At 63.7% G+C, this 17,999-nt stretch carries 18 protein-coding genes and 1 pseudogene; 14 read left to right on the top strand and 5 right to left on the bottom strand.

Annotated elements, in window-relative coordinates:
* Positions 1–98: 98 nt before the first annotated feature.
* Both GXP34_09705 and GXP34_09700 read right to left on the bottom strand, forming a co-directional pair.
* Complete coding sequence (locus GXP34_09705) at positions 99–1,484, bottom strand: MATE family efflux transporter (protein NOY56246.1); 1,386 nt, start codon at positions 1,482–1,484, stop codon at positions 99–101.
* A 167-nt stretch (positions 1,485–1,651) separates the two neighbouring features.
* Complete coding sequence (locus GXP34_09700) at positions 1,652–2,173, bottom strand: peptidase M4 (protein NOY56245.1); 522 nt, start codon at positions 2,171–2,173, stop codon at positions 1,652–1,654.
* Between the two features lie 379 nt (positions 2,174–2,552).
* Here GXP34_09700 and GXP34_09695 point away from each other — a divergent pair, with 379 nt between their 5' ends.
* From GXP34_09695 to GXP34_09635, 13 genes are all read left to right on the top strand, one after another.
* Entirely contained in the window at positions 2,553–3,239 is a 687-nt protein-coding gene (locus GXP34_09695; protein NOY56244.1) for a response regulator transcription factor, read from the top strand.
* Complete coding sequence (locus GXP34_09690; protein NOY56243.1) at positions 3,232–4,635, top strand: HAMP domain-containing protein; 1,404 nt, start codon at positions 3,232–3,234, stop codon at positions 4,633–4,635. The genes GXP34_09695 and GXP34_09690 overlap by 8 nt, the downstream gene beginning before the upstream one ends.
* A gap of 66 nt (positions 4,636–4,701) precedes the next feature.
* Positions 4,702–5,310: a hypothetical protein gene (locus tag GXP34_09685; GenBank protein NOY56242.1), complete on the top strand. Its 609-nt coding sequence runs from the start codon at positions 4,702–4,704 to the stop codon at positions 5,308–5,310.
* On the top strand, positions 5,286–6,254 hold the full coding sequence (locus GXP34_09680) for a glycosyltransferase family 2 protein (protein ID NOY56241.1): 969 nt from the start codon (positions 5,286–5,288) through the stop codon (positions 6,252–6,254). Before GXP34_09685 ends, GXP34_09680 begins: the two co-directional genes overlap by 25 nt.
* A 45-nt stretch (positions 6,255–6,299) precedes the next feature.
* The gene (locus GXP34_09675) at positions 6,300–7,214 is read left to right on the top strand and encodes a nitrilase (GenBank protein ID NOY56240.1); all 915 of its coding nucleotides are present in this window, start codon (positions 6,300–6,302) and stop codon (positions 7,212–7,214) included.
* Positions 7,215–7,236: 22 nt separating this feature from the next.
* Positions 7,237–8,376, top strand: coding sequence for a membrane dipeptidase (locus GXP34_09670; GenBank protein NOY56239.1), 1,140 nt, complete (start codon positions 7,237–7,239; stop codon positions 8,374–8,376).
* Between the two features lie 106 nt (positions 8,377–8,482).
* On the top strand, positions 8,483–9,343 hold the full coding sequence (locus GXP34_09665) for a hypothetical protein (GenBank protein ID NOY56238.1): 861 nt from the start codon (positions 8,483–8,485) through the stop codon (positions 9,341–9,343).
* 87 nt (positions 9,344–9,430) lie between these two features.
* Positions 9,431–10,021 (top strand): RNA polymerase sigma factor, encoded by a 591-nt coding sequence (locus GXP34_09660; protein NOY56237.1) that lies wholly within the window; start codon positions 9,431–9,433, stop codon positions 10,019–10,021.
* Positions 10,018–10,851 carry a hypothetical protein gene (locus tag GXP34_09655; protein NOY56236.1) on the top strand — a complete coding sequence of 278 codons (834 nt, stop codon included), beginning with the start codon at positions 10,018–10,020 and terminating at the stop codon, positions 10,849–10,851. Before GXP34_09660 ends, GXP34_09655 begins: the two co-directional genes overlap by 4 nt.
* A gap of 23 nt (positions 10,852–10,874) precedes the next feature.
* Positions 10,875–11,549, top strand: a complete 675-nt coding sequence (locus tag GXP34_09650; GenBank protein NOY56235.1) for a hypothetical protein — start codon at positions 10,875–10,877, stop codon at positions 11,547–11,549.
* A 325-nt stretch (positions 11,550–11,874) separates the two neighbouring features.
* Positions 11,875–12,339, top strand: a complete 465-nt coding sequence (locus GXP34_09645) for a DNA starvation/stationary phase protection protein (GenBank protein NOY56234.1) — start codon at positions 11,875–11,877, stop codon at positions 12,337–12,339.
* Positions 12,336–12,803, top strand: coding sequence for a transcriptional repressor (locus GXP34_09640; protein ID NOY56233.1), 468 nt, complete (start codon positions 12,336–12,338; stop codon positions 12,801–12,803). The genes GXP34_09645 and GXP34_09640 overlap by 4 nt, the downstream gene beginning before the upstream one ends.
* Positions 12,804–12,960: 157 nt before the next feature.
* Positions 12,961–13,452, top strand: a complete 492-nt coding sequence (locus GXP34_09635) for a DMT family transporter (GenBank protein NOY56232.1) — start codon at positions 12,961–12,963, stop codon at positions 13,450–13,452.
* Between the two features lie 33 nt (positions 13,453–13,485).
* Here the strand turns inward: GXP34_09635 and GXP34_09630 are convergent, their stop codons facing one another.
* Positions 13,486–14,580 (bottom strand): FAD-binding oxidoreductase, encoded by a 1,095-nt coding sequence (locus GXP34_09630; GenBank protein ID NOY56231.1) that lies wholly within the window; start codon positions 14,578–14,580, stop codon positions 13,486–13,488.
* Positions 14,581–14,951: 371 nt separating this feature from the next.
* Entirely contained in the window at positions 14,952–15,170 is a 219-nt protein-coding gene (locus GXP34_09625; protein NOY56230.1) for a hypothetical protein, read from the bottom strand.
* A 295-nt stretch (positions 15,171–15,465) separates the two neighbouring features.
* On the opposite strand from GXP34_09625, the pseudogene GXP34_09620 reads away from it, so the two are divergent.
* Positions 15,466–16,949 (top strand): annotated as a pseudogene (locus tag GXP34_09620) (methionine--tRNA ligase).
* An 8-nt stretch (positions 16,950–16,957) separates the two neighbouring features.
* Here the strand turns inward: GXP34_09620 and GXP34_09615 are convergent.
* Positions 16,958–17,956: an adenosine deaminase gene (locus tag GXP34_09615; protein ID NOY56229.1), complete on the bottom strand. Its 999-nt coding sequence runs from the start codon at positions 17,954–17,956 to the stop codon at positions 16,958–16,960.
* Between the last annotated feature and the right edge of the window lie 43 nt (positions 17,957–17,999).

Here is a 17,999-nt window from a genome sequence, read left to right as displayed (position 1 = left end):
GCCGCCGGTCGGTTTGCGGAGGCCATCTCCCGCTGCCGGTGCCTCGGAGGACTCTGGACACGCCGGGGGAGCGTCGCGAGGCAAGAGGTCTGGGTCGGTCAGTCCGCTGCGGCCTGCGTGCCGAGGACACCGGCGGGAGCACCCGAGATCTCACCGAGCCGCCGGCTCACCACCCACCATGCGGCGACGCCCGCGAACACACTCGCGACGGCGGCGGCGGCGAACACACCGTTCAGTCCGATGAGCCTCGAGCCCAGAAACGCCAGGGGCAGATAGAGCACGAAGAGTCGGATGGTGCTGAGTGCCGTCGAATGCAGAGGCCTGTTGAGTGCGTTCAGTGCCGAACTGCTGACCATGAGGATTCCTACGAGTCCGTAGCCGATGGGGACGATCCGCAGATAGTCGCGCACCACCGAAATGACGTTTGCGTCGTCGGTGAACACTCGTGCGATGCTTGTCCCGAAGAGTCCAAACACCCCGAACAGCATCAGGCCCCAGACGAGCGCGAACCGCTGTGCCACCCTCACTGCCTCGGCCACCCGTTCAGACTTGCCGGCTCCCCAGTTCTGGCCGACGAACGGGGTCACCGTCGCGGAGAGAGCCATGACGATCGCGAGACCGAACGCCTCGACTCGCGATGCCACACCGAAGCCTGCGACCGACAACGCTCCGTACGTTGCCACCAGGCCTGTGATGACTGCGGTGGATAGGGGGACGACGAGCTGGGTTCCCGCGGCGGGAAGCCCGACGAACAGGATCTTGCGCCAAGAGTCGAGCATGTCGACCAGTCGAGGCCGAGCGAAGGTCACCATTCGTTCGCGGTGAACGAGTACCCACAGCGAAGCGGCGAGGCTCAATGCTCGGGCGATCATCGTCGCCAGGGCCGCTCCCTGGATACCCATGGCAGGAAAGGGGCCGATGCCGAAGATCATCAGTGGATCGAGGACGACGTTCACAAGGGCTGCAACCATCATGATTGCCGCCGGAGTCTTCATGTCGCCGGTGGCTCGGATCGCTGCGTTGCCGGTCATCGGGATGATCACGAAGCTCACGCCGATGTACCAGATGGTCATGTACTGGCGGATGAGCGGGAGGGTTTGGTCGGTTGCTCCGAGCATGCGAAAGACCGGATCGATGGTCGCCAGGCCGGCGATGCTGAACACCGCCACGATGATCATCGCCAGGGCCAAGCCGTCGGTCGTGAGGCGCTGCACCTGTTGTTGGTCACCCTTGCCGATCGAGCGGGAGATCACCGCAGACATGCCGACGCCGATTCCCTGAGCGATGCTGGCGATGATCATCACGACGGGGAAGGTGAAGCTGATCGCCGCGAGGTCGGCGGTGCCGACGCGTCCGAGGAAAGCCGTGTCCGCCAGGTTGAAGGCGATCATCGTGAAGATGGCGAATGCCATCGGAATCGTCAGCCGTAGGAGGGTCCGCCCTACGGGGCCTTCGATCAGACGAGCGCCTTGTGGTTGGGTCATGGAGGGTTCCTCGATCGACGGCGTCGTGCCGTCGGTGCCGATGGGCGAGGCGCAAGAATACTCCATCCCGTTCTCGTGACGGTTCGTGCGGATAGTTCATGTTGAGCGTCACGAGAACGACGCGATGTGTGGGACCCGGAGGCCCCACACATCAGAGAGGAGGTTGCCTAGTGCTCGCCGGCCTCCTTCTCGCCCTTGTCGGCGCCGCCGGCTTCCTGGTGGAGGACGGTGCCGTTGCCCGCGTCGACCTTCACATCGGCGCCGGCACCGGACGAGTTGGTGATCTCGACCGAGTAGACGACAGCGCCGTTCTCATTGTCGAGCTCGACCTTCTGAACGGTGCCATCGAATGCCGCAAGAGCGGCGTCCTTGGCGGCCTGCTCACCGATCAGACCCGGTATGCCGGCAAGAGCCTTCGCTTCTGCCGTTTCATTGCCGCCATCGCTGCCCTGCGGTGCCGTCAGGCTGGACGAATAGGAAGGCGACTGCTCATCCTTGTCCTGGTCGGTCCCGTCTTCCTTGCCGGGCGCCTCGGTGGCGTCGTCGGCCTCGGACCGGGATTCGAACTGGACCTGATCGGAGTCCGTCGTCGTGGCCTCGACCTGTTCCGACTGGGCAGGTTGCTGCACCGTCGCCGGAGCCTGGGTTGGAGCCGACGTCTGCGCCGGGGCCTGACCGGTCTGGGCGATCGCTGCGCTACCCACGCCGAGTGACGCGAGGGCAACCAGTGCGATGGCCGCGATGCTCGTCTTCTTCTTGATGCTCAAAGCTCATACCTCCTTTTTGGTACGGGGAGCTTGCTCACAGTGTTCACCATCGGTCCTGTGAGAACCCTGAGCCATCCTGAGAAGCCCACAGGTTCGACAACGATGGCGGGATCGTGTTCTCAGCTCCCTCTCAGTTTTGGCTCGGTAGCCTCGACGTCATGCATCACATGCACCGTTCGGTCCGGGTTTCTTTCGATGGCGAGAACGCCGCCCGTATACAGAGAAGGCGAGAACCACAGCTCCGGGGGTGGTTCCTCCGACGCCGAATGCCCGTATGGCCGGCACGCGACAGGATGATCACGTGAGGCTGCTGGTCGTCGAAGACGAAGTGAAGCTCGCTGCGTATGTCAAACGTGGACTCGAGGCGGAAGGCCATGCCGTGGACATCGCTCATGACGGCGAGGAGGGCCTATGGCTTGCCGGCAACCAACCCTATGAGGTGATCATCCTCGACATCATGCTTCCGCGCCGCAACGGGTACCAGGTCTGCGCCGATCTGCGAGAAGAGGGGAACTGGACTCCGATTCTCATGTTGACGGCCAAAGACGGGGAGTATGACCTCGCCGAAGCGCTTGACACCGGAGCAGATGACTACTTGACGAAGCCGTTTTCGTTCGTGGTGCTGCTGGCCCGGATCCGTGCGCTGGCGCGTCGAGGCAACACCGCCCGGCCCGCGGTCCTCTCCGTCGGAGACCTCACGCTCAATCCTGCGCGCCACCGATGCATGCGAGGAGACGAGGAGGTGCGGCTCACCCCGAAGGAGTTCTCTCTGCTCGAGTACCTGATGCGGCACCCCGGTGAGGTCTTCTCGAAGCTCGATATCCTGAATGCGGTATGGGATTGGGGATTCGACGGCGATCCGAACGTTGTGGAGGTGTATGTCGGCTATCTCCGCAAGAAGATCGATGCCCCGTATGGCCGGAGATCGATCGAGACGGTGAGGGGTGTCGGGTACCGCCTCGTCCCCGACGGTTCCCGGGATGCGTAGGCTCACACTTCCGAAAGGGGTGAGAGCCCAAGCCACGGTGCTTGCGACACTTGTCATCACCGGGGCGCTCGTGGTCGGGGGAGTCGTGTTCATTGCGTTGACCCGCGCGAACCTCACGCGTTCCCTGGAGACCGTTGTCTCGTCTCGATCCCAAGACATCGCGGGTCTTGTCGTGTCCGGCGGTCTCTCGCGCACGATTCCGTCGGTGAGGGGAACTTCCGCGCAGGTCATCGACGCATCGGGCACGGTCATCGCATCGACTCTCGACATCGAGGGTCAGCAGGCCGTTACCACCGACACGGTGCCTGCAGGAGCGTTGCGGCTCACCGAGGTGACCGCGCTCGACGCCTCGGGTGAACAGGAGGTCGGCGACAACCATGATGAGGAGGGCCCGTACCTTATGGCGGTCACCGGAGCAGCGTCGGGAAACGGGGTCTATCAAGTCGTCGTCGTTGGATCGTTGGCGTCGGTCAACAGGGCGATAGCGACGCTGATACCCATGCTCGCGGTCGGGATCCCGCTGCTGGTGATGATCGGCGCCTTGATGACATGGGGACTCGTCGGCCGGTCACTGAGGCCTGTAGGGAAGATGATCGCTCAGGCGGAAGGCATCACTCTCGCCAAGCTCGATCGAAGGATAGATGTTCCTGATAGTCAGGATGAGATCCGCCATCTTGCCGAGACGCTCAACGGCATGCTGGATCGTCTCGAGTCGTCTGTCGCCCGGCAACGTCGTTTCGTTTCCGATGCATCGCATGAACTGAAGAGCCCGGTTGCATCCCTCCTGACAATGGCGGAGGTGGTCGAATCGGCACGTGCGCAGATAGACATGAAGGAGTTCGCGGGGGATGTCGCCGGGGAGGCTCGGCGGCTTGCGCTGCTCGTGGAGGATCTTCTCACACTGTCGCGTGCCGACGAAGACCACTTCCAGCTCGACTGCACTTCATTCGATCTGGCCGAGCTCGTCCGAGAAGAAGTCGGGTCGAAGGCCGTCTCGGGCGTCTCGTTCGATGTGTCGGGCCTTGCCGCCACGTACGTGCACCTGGATCGGCGAAGGATGAGGCAACTTGCCCGCAACCTTCTCGACAACGCCACTCGACATGCCGACAAGAGGGTGTGGGTCGAGAGCGGTGGAGGCAGCGGTTCTTCGTACTTGTTGATTGCCGATGACGGACCCGGTATCCCCAAGAGCCGTCGTGAAGAGATCTTCGATCGTTTCGTGCGTCTCGACGATGCACGGTCTCGCGCCGCGGGAGGCACTGGTCTCGGTCTCGCAGTGGTGAAAGCCATCGTCGAAGCGCATGGTGGCACCGTGCACGTTGTGGATGACGATCGATTCCCGGGTGCAGTCCTTCGCATCGACCTGCCCGCGACCGGCTCTCGGTACGGAACCTGAGCAGCAGGACGACGATCGTTCCGACGTTCGCCTTCGGAGGTGGTGCCGGCGTGCCGTCGAAGTTCCTTGATCGTCGACCCGCTATGGTTGCTCAACCGCTCGTTCGGGATGTTCGTGCTTTCTTCCCTCATCATCTATCGCTCCTGGGTCGTGTTCTTGGGAACATTCATCCTTGGCGATTCGGTGGTGCTGGCGGCGGGAGCGCTCGCGTCGCAGGGGCACTGGGATCTTCCTTCGGTCTTTGGATGGGCGCTGCTGGGAACGGTGGTGTCGGACACGATGTGGTTCTCGATGTCGGGGAAGACGCTTGCACGGATCCGCCGGGATCCCGATCGGCTCGTCCGGTTCGACAGGGTCGTCGACAAGCTCGACCGGTGGGTGGGTGACCACCCCCATCGTGGGTTGTTGTTCGTGAAACTCCTCTATGGCACCAGGGTGCTGTCACTGGTCTACATGTCGGTGAAAGAGGTCCCGACCCGGAGATTCGTCATGTTCGATGCCATCGGGGCGATGCTGTGGCTCGGTGTGCTGCTCCCTCTCGGATGGGTCGCCGGGACACAGCTCGAGGTTCTGCAGCGCAATGTCCCGCGTGCCGAGATATTCTTGCTCGTTGTGGCGGTCGTCGGGTTCGTTGCGAAGAGGGGCTGGATATGGATGCGCCGCACCGAGGCGTGACGGCGATCGTCGCCGCGTACAACGAGGCCCCCCGTATCGGGCGAGTACTCGATGTGCTGACGACCTATCGGGGTTTTGAAGAGGTCATCGTTGTCGACGACGGGTCGACCGACGGCACCGCAGATGTTGTTGCCGCCTACCCGGTCACCTATCTGCGTATCGAGCCGAATCAGGGCAAGGGTCACGCCATGGACGTTGGCGTGGCGCACGCGAGAACCGATGTGATCTTCTTTGCCGACGCCGATATCGACGGGCTGACCCATGAGATGATCGCCGAGACCGTGCAACCGGTGCTCGACGGTTCCTGCGAGATGTTCATTCTCATGCGCAACCGCAAGATCTACTACCTGCGCCTGCTGATGCGTTTCATCCCGCTCCTCGGAGGTGAACGTGCGGTCACCAAACGGCTGTGGGAGCAGCTTCCCGACCGGTACAAGGTTCGGTTCCGGATCGAAGCGGGGCTCAACTTCTATGCCGTGTACTACGGCAAAGGGCTCAGGTATCGAGTGTTCCGGGGGATTTCACAAACGGTGAAGGAAGAGAAGTATGGGTTTTGGCCGGGCTTGATGCGCAGGCTCCGCATGTTCGGTGACATCGTCTTGGCGGCATGGGATCTGCAGCGAAACGACGTGCCCGCGACGGTCGAAGGCCGGCGAAGCGCAGCGTTGGGTGTCGTCGCGAGCGTGATCGGCCTCGTGTCGGGTTTGTTCGTCGTCGCGGCAACGCTTGCCGGTCCGGTCGATTTCATCCGTTCGATCTTCGCCCATGAGCTCACAGAGGATCCGGGTGCCCCGCTCGTCCGCTGGCTCGAGTCCATAGCCTCAGGGGTGAGTGCCCCGATACTGCTCGTCGTCGGAGGAGTGCTGGTTGTGCTCAATCTTCTCTTTTTCGCTCGTGCCCTCTTGCGCCTCGCGTCCATCGGGAGGATACGCTCGGAGGGGTGAGCCCAAAAGGGTAGGGTTGCGTCGAGTGTCGAGGAAAGGCCGGCGATGGTTCGGATTGCTGCGGTGCAGGCCGGGTCGATCGCGTTTGATACGCCGGCGACGCTCACCAAGCTGGAACGGCTCGTTGCAGAGGCGGCCGAAGGGGGTTCAGACATCGTCGTGTTCCCGGAGGCGTTCGTCGGCGGGTATCCGAAGGGCCATGATTTCGGCACGGTCGTCGGCTCTCGGACCGAGGAAGGCCGTGATTGGTTCCGCCGATACTGGGAATCGGCGATCGATCTCCCGGGTCTCGAGTCGGAGCGGATCGGTGCGGCTGCCGCCGAGTACGGCGTGCATCTGATCGTCGGAGTCATCGAACGCGACGGCGGAACGCTCTACTGCACGGCGGTGTTCTTCGGTCCCGATGGGGCGATGCTCGGTACCCACCGCAAGCTCATGCCAACGGCCGCCGAACGTCTCATCTGGGGATTCGGCGACGGTTCGACGATGCCGGTGATCGAGACGTCGGTCGGTCGGCTCGGCGCGGCGATCTGCTGGGAGAACTACCTGCCGCTCTATCGCGCCGCCCTCTACGCGAAAGGTGTGCAGATCTGGTGCGCTCCCACTGTCGACGATCGGGAACGGTGGGCTGCATCGATGCGGCACATCGCTCTCGAAGGACGCTGCTTTGTTGTTTCTGTCGGCCAATACACCACCCGAGCGGATTATCCGGACGACTATCCGATCGGCGCCGAACCGAGCCAGGTGTTGATCGGTGGGGGGAGTTGTATCGTCGACCCGCACGGGACATTCCTCGTCGAACCATATCGTGACGGTGAGGCGGTCCTCATCGCGGATGTCGACTTGAGCGAGATCCCCCGCGCGACATTCGACCTCGATGTGGTTGGCCATTACGCCCGGCCGGACGTATTCCAGCTCGTCGTGAACGAGAAACCGCAACGACCGGTCTCGTTCTCGTGACGGTTCGTACGGATAGTTGCTGTTGAACGTCACGAGAACGGGACAGGCAGCTGCCCGTCGCATCCATCGAGATCTCCCCGTCGTGGATGGTCACAACGACCTGCCGTGGGCGATCAGGATGCGTGCCGGTGGTTCGCTCGACGTTGCCGATCCTCGAACCCATCTCGACGGGTATCACACCGATTTCCCTCGGCTACGCGAGGGTGGTGTCGGCGCGCAGTTCTGGTCCGTGTACGTGCCTGCGTGGAGCAAGTCGCCACTGCGTGAGACCATCGAGCAGATCGACCTGGTTCGGCGGATGTTGGCGATGGCTCCCGGGTGGACGGAACTGGCCGTCGGTTCCGATGAGGTCGAACGCATCCGGGCTTCCGGCCGGGTCGCGGGGTTGCTCGGAGCCGAGGGTGGACACAGCATCGAGAACTCGCTACCTGCGTTGAGGGCGCTCGGCGATCTCGGTGTGCGCTACATGACGCTCACACACATCGACACGATCGATTGGGCCGATTCCGCGACGGACGAGCCACGACACGGTGGTCTGACCGACTTCGGCAGAGATGTGGTGCGGGAGATGAATCGGCTCGCGATGCTCGTCGATATCTCTCACGTGTCGATCGACACGATGTGGGATGCCCTGGAGGTGTCGGCAGCCCCGGTGATCGCTTCGCACTCGAGCGCCGCTGCGTTGGCTGCGCACCCTCGCAACATTCCCGACGATGTTCTCGAAGCGGTCGGGCGTTCGGGTGGCGTCGTGATGATCAACTTCTATTCGGGGTTCCTCACTGGTGAAGCGGCGGAGAAGTCACTCGGATTGTTCGCCGAAGCGAGACGCCTCCACGGCGAACTGAGCGACGACGAGGCACTCGAGGAGGCGATGCGGCGCATGGCCGAGGATGATCCGATCGACGCGGGATCCGTGGCCGATGTCGTCGACCATATCGAACACGCCGTCCACGTCGCGGGCGTTGATCATGTCGGGCTCGGAAGCGACTTCGATGGCATCGATGTCGTTCCAGCGGGGCTGGAGGACGTTTCGTGCTACCCGAACATCACCGCCGAGCTTCTCGGCAGAGGCTGGGATGAGCAGGCGATCCGCAAGGTCCTCGGGAAGAACGCGCTCCGAGTGTTGCGGAAGGCCGAGAAGGTTGCGGCCTCGCTCGACTGACACTTTCGATCGTCTTGCAGGCACGTGCTGAGAAGTTTCGATCAAGCCGTCGAATCTGATTGTCGATATTCGTCTGTACCGGCGTAGACGTCCTTCAAGGAGGAAGATGATGCGGCGGAGTTTCTGGATACTTCTGACGATGGCAGCCCTGACGCTGGCCACGGTCGGGATCATGAGTGTTGCCGGTGCCGACGAGGCATTGGCAAACGGCGATTACACCTTGACGGTGCCCGGAGTGGGAGACGTCACGCTGAGCGTCGACGGCGGCACGGTCACGGTTACGGCGGCGCCGGAGGGTTTCACGGATCTCGTCGATCTCGTCGCATCGACGAGTGACGATGGTGAGTTCGTGCTTGCCACGGACAGCTTGTCGATCGAAGTCGAGGTCGAAGACGGAACGTTCGATAGTGAGGTCAAGGTCGATTTGGGGCAACTGGAGCCCGGTGACCACATCGTGACGATCGGCACGTACAGCTTCACGATCACGGTTGCCGACGATGGCTCCCTGTCGATGGACCAGCCGGATGGCTTCACGCTGGAAACAGACGATGGGCACCTGAAACTCACCGCAGACGACGGCTCGGTCACGATCGAGATCAACGCAGATGACGGAGCGTTCGAGGCGACTGTCTCGAGTCCCGAAGCGGGTATGTCCTCCGACGAGGAGATTTCGGCCGACGAGCAGGACTCCGAGGTGATTTCGGCCGACGAGCAGGACTCTGAGGAGATCTCGGGTGATGAGCAGGACTCCGAGGAGATCTCGGGTGATGAGCAGGACTCTGAGGAGATCTCGGCCGACGACCAGGACTCCGATCAGGTGTCGGGTGATGAGCAGGACTCCGAGCAGGTGTCGGGCGACGACAGCAAGTCCGATCATGAGGAATCGGACTCGGAATCCGATTCGAGTTCGGACGAGGGCTCCGATGAAGGAGCGGCGTCGACCGTGACCACGAGTGCAAACAGCTAGACGGGAAAGCCAAGAGACCAAGAGGCGGGAGGCGTCCACAAGGGGCGCCTCCCGCCGGAATCGACAAGGTTGATGCCAGAAAACGAGATGGACCTCGATGCACTCGTTCCTGCTCTCCGGAGGCGGGATCCTGCCGCGTTCAGACGGCTGTATGAAGCTCTCTCCGGTTCACTCGGTAGATTTGCATTTGGGATGCTGCGCGACCGTCTTGCAGCAGAGGACGCCGTCCAACAGGCGTTCCTGGAGTTCGTCAAGGCTGCGCCCGATCTCGTGGGAGATGGCCGTTCCGTTCGAGCCTGGCTGTATCGCAGTGTGAGGTTTACGTGTCTGGATGAGATCCGCCGCCGATCCAGGCGACCCGAACAGCTCATGGATGAGCTTCCCGAACCGGAGACCCAGGAAGTGGATCCAATCGACGTGCCGTTCGGCCCCGATCTCGAGGCGGCGTTCGCAGCGCTCACTCCCCATCAGCAAACCGTCGTGTTGCTGCGCCATGTGGTGGGAATGTCGGGTGCGGAGGTGGCCCAAGTCGTCGGTTCCAACAGGGTGGCCGTCTACGCGATGATCGCGCGCGCCGAAGCTTCGTTGCGTCGAGCGCTCTCACCAGTCGAATCCGACGGTTCTGCGGCGTCTGAACCCGTGAAAGGTGAGCCTGCGTATGGGAGGACGCACGAATGAAAGCCATGAAGCGACAACAGTTGACACGGATGCTCGAGGATCGGACGAAGTTCCAGATTTCGGACGAGGCGCGCGCCGCTCACCTGAACGCGATTGCCGAGGCGATCGAATCTGCGCCGGTTGTGGTCCCGGCGACCCGCACTCGGTGGTCGACATCGCTTCGGCGCAGGATCACCGGTCTGTTGATTGCCACGATGACCCTGGGGCCCGCCGGTGTAGCGTTTGCAGCGCAAGGGTCGCTTCCCGGCGACTCGCTCTATCCGGCCAAGCGGGTTGTCGAGCGTGTCCAGGCAGTATTCGATCCATTGGTTCCGGCCCGCCACCGTCTCGAAGAGGTGTCGGGGCTGATGGCCAGGGGCGACGACCCGTCCGAGATCGTTCGCGCACTCCAAGAAGCCGCCGTCGCGGTGGCGGCCGCTCCAGACGGCAGTGCGCTCTCCGGAGAGCTGGAAACCCTCAAGCAGGAAGTCGAACCGAACTCGACGGGACTTGTCGAGGAGGAAGTGGAGGGTCCGGCAGGGTCATCCATCGAGGGCTTCGGGGAGGGTGGTGTCGAGTCTTCGGATGGCTCGGATGCGGAGCAGGTCGAGGGTTCGCAAGACGGTATCGCCGAAGTCTCGGATGGCTCGGATGCGGAGCAGGTCGAGGGTTCCGACGACGCGGAGTCTGGTTCTTCGGCTTCGGTCTCGGCTCCGGAGGAAGATGAGACCACCGTCTCGGAGCCGACGGAACCTGAGGAGCCGACCGATGTCGGCAGCGGTGAGAATACCGACGACGAAGCATCTGAGGCCGGCGCCTCGAGTGATGCCGACGAGCCGGAACATCCCTAGTCGGACACAGTAGGAGAGATCAGATGTACCGAAGGATCGCGTTCTTGGCCATGGCAGCACTCGTGGTCGCGGCCTGCGGCGGCCCGGCCGCAGAGGTTCCGACCTCGTCGGTTCCGTCTGCAGAGCCGACTCAGACCGTGTCGACGTCGACCACGTCGACAACGGCACCCGCACCGACGACGACTGTTTCGACGGAGCTCGCACCGTACATCGATGCGCTGGACAGGACGCTCGCCGTCTCGGCATACCGTTTCGAAGCAACCATCCAGGCGCAGACACAGTCCGGCTTGGTCTCGGTGGATCTGTCCGGATGGGTGAATGGCACCGACCGCGAACTGGTGACCAGGTCGGGCGGCCAGGAAATGACGACCACCGTCAAAGACGGTGTGGCCACGGTCACCACTCCCTCCGGGACGACCGAAGTTCCTCTTGGAGAGGCGGCAGACGCCCCTTCACTGCTGCTTCTGCGCGACCTCGAAGGAGCGACGGTCACCGGGGATGGCGAGGTGAGCGGAACGCTCAAGGGGGCGGTGCTTCAAGGAAGCGGGCTGTCGGACGCATCGGCCGCGGGAACCCTCACCGATGCGACGATCACCTTCCAGCCGGGCGGCGATCTGACCGGCTACACCCTTGTCGATGGTGCACGCACATGGAAGATGACGGTACGGATCTACGACGTGGGACAGGTCGACGGATGATGGCAAGAGCCCACAAGCACGATCAGGTCGTTCAGCGTATCGGGCCGGGCCTGGAACGTTCGGTCTGCTCGGAATGTGGCCACGTGAGTATCAGACCGGTGCCGCGCACGGTCGCGAAGTCCGGGCACGAAAGCCCGCTGCCGAGGCTGTTCACCGAACACGGCTGATCGCGTGTCTCGCCCGGCCGTCTCCTGACGATTGCACGCTCGCGGCGGTGACCGAGCGTGTGGGCGGGTGAGACCGGCAGTGAACCCCTATATTTGACTATGTCCAATTCACCAACTAGCTTAGACTCAGTCAAAAAGCCAGTTTGAGGAGGATTGTTATGAGTTGGACCGTGCTTCCCGAGGAGACCGCCGGCAAGGTGGCCGATGCCTTGCAGCCCACGCTGATCGATCTGATCGACTTGCATCTGCTGGGCAAGCAAGCCCACTGGACTGTCGTCGGTGAGCGTTTCCAGTCGGTTCACGAGCGCCTCGATGTGCTGGTCGATGCCTGGCGCCTCTGGAGTGACAGTGTCGCGGAGCGGATCGTTACCCTCGGCGTCATCCCGAAGGGCCGCGCCCAGGACGTCGGCGACGAGGGAACAGGTGGCGGGTTCCCGCTCACATGGCTGGTCGACAGAGACGCCATTCGCCTGATTGCGGAGCGGGTGGAGGTGGCTGTACGGAAGGCGCGTGACAACCAACAGACAGTCGCCGATCTCGATGTCATCAGCGATGCGCTTCTCCAGGGGATCATCGAAGGGCTCGAGGAGCAGCTGTGGATGCTCCGCGCTCACCTCAAGTGACCGAACCGATCGACGCGCACGAACGATTGCGCTCGGCGGGCCTGAGGGTGACTCGGGCCCGTCTGGGCGTGCTCGAGACACTGGCCGCACTCCCAGGACACCCGACGACGGAGGATGTCGCAAAGGGGCTGGAAGTACGCGGCATCACCGTTTCCCGGGCGTCGGTCTTCAACGTGCTCGCGGACCTGACGTCCGCCGGGCTGGTCATGGTGGCCGACGCCGGACCCGGGACAACCCGCTACGAGATAGCGACAGAGTGGCACCATCACCTCGTGTGTCGAAACTGTGGCTCGATCATCGATGTCCCCTGTGCCAAAGGAACCAAACCGTGCATGACACCGGACGAAGTCGTAGGTGTCGTCGACGAGGCCCAGGTGATCTACAGAGGGATGTGCAACTCGTGCCTGGCCCTGGGCTCGGATGCACCGCCGCCTGGCGAGGGCGGGCGCGTCGACCGGGTGTGAGCGGGAGAGCATCTATCACTTCTTGGCTGTCGGAGGGGAATCGGATTCGGCGACTGCCTGTGTCGCGTGACGCACTATGTGTGCCATATGGTGCATGCCGGAGCATCACGCAACGTGAGGGTCCGGGGAGGCTCTTGGCTGTCACCCGGTAGGATCGATGCTCGAGCGTCGAGTCCCTGCACCTGTCCTGCTCACCCGCGGTGACATTCGGGCGCTCGGAGGGATGCACTTCGCCGTTGGTGACCTGCTCATCCTCGGTGCGGTCGTGGCGTGGGCCGTCAACTCCGTCGGGCTGCGTCGCCGGCCGCAGCTGCCGCCCCTGGTGATCGTCACGGCTGTCGCTGCCGTGGGGACCCTGATGCTGCTGCCGTTCTACCTGTGGGAAGCCGCCACCATCGGCGGTTTCGCCTGGAGCCTTCCCCACGTCGCGACGATCGTCTACGTTGGGGTCTTCGCTTCCGTCATCGCCTACATCACGTGGAACCAAGGGGTCGTGGTGATCGGTCCGACGAAAGCCGGCCCCTACCTGAACCTGACGCCGCTGTTCGCCGCGGTGCTCGCCGTCGTGTTCGTTGGCGAATCGATCCAGGTGTTCCACCTTGTCGGTGGTGCATTCATCGGTGGTGGCCCCTGGGTCGGCACGACCTGAGCGGGACGCAGATGATGAAGGTGGGCCTGCCGGTCAGAACCGTCCCGGGTCCAGACGGGTCGTGTCGACGCCTTCCGGTACCGACCCGCCGGTGATCAGTGCCGACGCAGTACGTGCCAGTGCCGGAGAGGTCATGATCCCGAAACCACCCTGGCCGGCAAGCCAGAAGAACCCCGGGACGTCGGGATCCCGGCCGACCACTGGTTCGCGGTCCGGCGCGAAGGTGCGCAGACCTGCCCACGCGTTCCGCACGTGGCGGATCGTGAGGGTGGTCGCCGTCTGGATGCGATCGATGGCGATCGCCACGTCGATCTCCTCATGCCGGACGTCGCACGGCTCCATTGGCTTCTCATCGCACGGTGAGGCGAGGATCTGCGGCCCGTCGAGCCTGAAGTAGAAGTCTTCGCCGATATCGAAGACCATCGGCCAGGGCGTGCCGCCGGTGTCCGGTGGAGGATCGAAGGTGAAGGCCGTGCGCCGAAGCGGAGTGAGGCCGACCGGCCGGGCGCCGGCCATCTCGGCGACCCGGTCCGCCCACGCCCCGGCGGCGTCGACGATCACGGGGGTCCTGACCGGCCCTTGCGTCGTTCCGACCGTCCACATCGACGTGTAGACGAGGGATCTCACCTCCGCGCTGGTGAGCACACGGCTTCCTCTGCGACGAACGCCGCGGAGGAAACCCTGGTGGAGAGCGTGCACATCGATGGAACGGGCGTCCGGTTCGAGCACCCCGCCGGCGACGTAACCGGGTCGGAGCACCGGGCACAGAGTGAGCGCTTCGGTCGGATCGACCCATCGGACCAGATCCGCCGACTCGTTCAGGACTCGCTCGAGGGCATCGAGCTGGTCGTCCCGCCCGACGAACAGGACCGGCAACGGCGACAGCAGGGGAACATCGGTGAACCCCTCCGGAGGATTCTCCAAGAACTGTCGGCTTGCCCTCGTCAGTGCACGGATGCCGCTCTTATCGTACGCCTCGGTGAAGACGGCCGCCGATCTGCCGGTGGTGTGGTAGCCGGCCACCGCTTCGCGCTCGAGCACGAGGACCCGAGCGTGTGCGGCCAATTCATACGCGACCGATGCTCCGGCGATGCCCCCTCCGATGACGACGAAGTCTGCTGATTCCATGGTGGTGTCATCCTATGCGGCCGTGCTCCATGGTTCGTGCAGGCGTGTTCGCTGCGCGCAACGGAGCCCCTCGTGGCCGGCGCTCCGGAGGCTGACTCTGGGCGGCGCCACGCGCCGCCGAGATCAGTTGGCGCGAGAGCTGCAGGTGGTCGGTGAGTGCGTCTGCGGATGCCGGTACTCCAGCCTCCAAAGCCCGACAGTGTCCGTGCGGGTACGGCGCGATGAACGGACCTACGTGGCATGACGCTGTGGCTGCCGCGTGTCGGAACGCCCGAGAAGGTGAACGACTCACCGATCATTGCGTGTCGTGTGCAGTCGGGCTCGAGGCTGGATCATGCCCGATCGACGGTGTTGCCGGGACGGGTCGCGGTCTATGGTCTTGGTCGACCCGGCCTGGTCGACAACCAGACCAATCCGGCGGCCGAGAGGCCCGCTGCGATGGCAAGCAAGGGGTTGTCGGTGGGCACCCGGTTCCCAACTACCGAGTAGAACGTGGGTGGAATGGGCATGGTGGCAGCACTGGGGAACAGCGCGAGGAACGCCGCCACCCCAAAGGCCACGCTCACGACAAGTCTGATCGCACGCGACATCCACTTCTCCTCTCCTGGCGTAGAGTACGGCCGATGTCGCCTCGGTGCCACGGCGGGGCAGGTATCCGAGGACGCCGGAACATCTGGGCCAGATCAGCACCGTCGCGGTTGATTGGGGACACGGGTGTGCGGCGTGGGATAGCCTCCGGGGGCGATGACCTTTGGATCACCGTGCAGCTCGAAGATGTGTGTCCCTCTGGGGGCCGTCCGGCGCGTGTGAGATCCACCGAGGGCCCCGTTCACGGGGTCCGATAGCGAAGGTGGTCTCCGTGTCAGGGCCGACAAGGAGGCACCGATGAACCGTTTCTACGTCACGACGGCCATCCCGTACATCAACGCGTCGCCACACCTGGGACATGCTCTCGAGCTGGTACAGGCAGATGTGCTGGCCCGTCATCGCAGGCAGATCGGCGACGGGGTGCGATTCCTCTCAGGGACCGGGCCCTCCCCGTAGAACGTGCTCGCGGCGGAGACCGCCGGTGTCTCTGTCGAGCACTAGGTCCAGGCGAGAGCGGACGAGTTCGAATCGTTGCGCCGGTCGCTGGCGCTCTCGTTCGATGACTACATCCGCACGAGCACCGACGTTCGCCTCCGCGGCGGTGTCGAAGGGCTCTGGGGCGCATGTGCCCAATCGGGGGATCTGTACCCGCGCAGCTACGAGGGTCTCTACTGCGTAGGTTGTGAGCAGTTCTATGCAGTCGGCGATCTCATCGGCGGCATGTGCCCTGAGCATGGCACGACGGTTGACGAGGTCGCCGAACGCAACTGGTTCTTTCGGTTGAGCCGGTACGAGGACCGATTACTCGAAGCGATCGCCGGCGGCCGACTGCGGATCGACCCGGACGCTCGGCGCAATGAGGTCGTGTCTTTCATTCAGGCGGGGCTCGAGGACATCAGCGTGTCTCGTTCGGCAGAACGGGCGCGCGGCTGGGGTATTCCGGTGCCGGGGATCAGGATCAGGTGGTGTACGTCTGGTATGACGCGCTCGGCAACTACATCACCGCTCTCGGGTACGGAACGGATTCGTCCGACTATCGGACATGGTGGCTCGAATCGGACGAGCGGGTCCATGTGATCGGAAAGGGCATCCTGCGGTTCCATGCCGTCTACTGGCCCGCGTTTCTCCTGTCGGCGGGCGAGCCGCTCCCGACAGCCATCTTCGTCCACGACTACCTGACCGTTGGCGGCGCCAAGATCAGCAAGAGCGCCGGCCCGACGGTGTCCCCGGCCGATCTCGCCGAGGTCTACGGATCGGATGCTCTCCGCTGGTGGTTGGCCGCCGAGGTTCCCTGCGTCGGTGATGTGGGCTTCACCGAGCAGCGTCTGGTCGACCGGGTCAACCAGGACCTCGTAAACGGGTACGGCAACCTGCTCAGCCGCATCACGGCGCTGCTCGTGATGTACCGCGACGGCAGGATCCCCGACGTCTCGGAGGGACACCCGGCGGTACCGGTGGAGGAGAGCGTGGCCCGTGCCCTGGATCGGTTCGATCTGTGGACGGCTGCTCTGGCCATCTCGACAGCGATTCGTGACGCCAACGTCGAGCTGCAGCAGCGACGTCCATGGGAGTCGGCAAAGCTGGAGGTGCAGGGAGACACAGGCGCGGGACGAGAGTTCGATCGGGTCCTGGGTCGGCTGGTCACGATCGTCCGGGGGATCGCCGGGCTGCTGGTGCCGTTCACGCCCCGGCTCGCGGAGGATGCTCTGGCGCGGCTCGGGGGTGAGACTGTCGATTCGACAGAGCCGCTGTTTCCCCGCCTGGCAGACCCCGCGCGATAGCCGCGCGTTCAGCTCGAATACGCCTCCACGGCATCCAGATAGCCCTGCTTGTCGGTCTCGGGCAGCCACGCCACCTCGAACGCGTTCTTGACCAGCCGCAGAACGTCGGCGCGCGACAGGTCCACGGCCTGTTGTACGGCGAGCAGGTTCTCGTTGAGGTAGCCGGGGAAGTAGGCGGGGTCGTCGGAGTTGATCGTGACACGGAGGCCGGCGTCGAGCATCGCGCGGATCTGCTCCGCTTTGAGGCTTCCGGCGACGTAGCTGTTCGAGATGGGACATACGGTGAGCCCGAGGCCGCGGCGGCGGATCTCGGTAACGAGACGGTCGTCTTCGAGACAGTTGATGCCGTGGTCGATGCGCTCCACGCCGATGTCGTCGAGGGATTGCCAGATGTGGTCGACCGAGTTCTCCTGGTCGACGTCGCAATGCATCGTGAGATGCAGGCCCTCGGCGCGGGCACGGGCGAACACGTCGCGGAACTTGATCGGCGGATTGTCTTTTTCGTCGGAGTCGAGGCCCACTCCGATGATCCGGTCCCGATACGGGATGGCCTGTTCGAGGGTGGCCATCGCCGATTCGGTGTCGAGATCTCGCAACAAGCACATGATGAGCCCGCTGCGGACGCCGAGCCGGTCGGCGGCGTCGAGCTGTGCCCGGTTGATGCCGCTGATCACCGTGTTGAAGTCGACGCCCCTCGTCGTGTGCGCCTGTGGATCGAAGAACACCTCTGCATATACGATGTTCTGCGACGCGGCTTTGGTGAAGTAGGCCCAGGCGAGGTCGTAGAAGTCCGCTTCGGTGAGCAGCACGCTCATGCCTTCGTAGTACTGAGTGAGGAACGAAGGCAGGTCGTCGAAGTCGTAGGCGATGCTCATCTCCTCCACGGAGCCGTAGGGCAGCGATACACCGTTGCGCCGGGCGAGAGCGAACTTCAGCTCGGGTTCCAAGGTGCCTTCGAGGTGCAGGTGTAGCTCGGCCTTGGGAAGGCCTGCGATGAACGTCTCCATGATGGCGTCTCCGAGTCGCGTCGCCTGCAGACTACGGTGCTCG

The sequence above is a fragment of the Actinomycetota bacterium genome, assembly GCA_013152275.1.
GTDB lineage: Bacteria > Actinomycetota > Acidimicrobiia > Spongiisociales > UBA4744 > BMS3Bbin01.
Note: the sequence above shows the minus strand (reverse complement) of the source record. Positions and strands in the feature narration are given on the sequence as shown.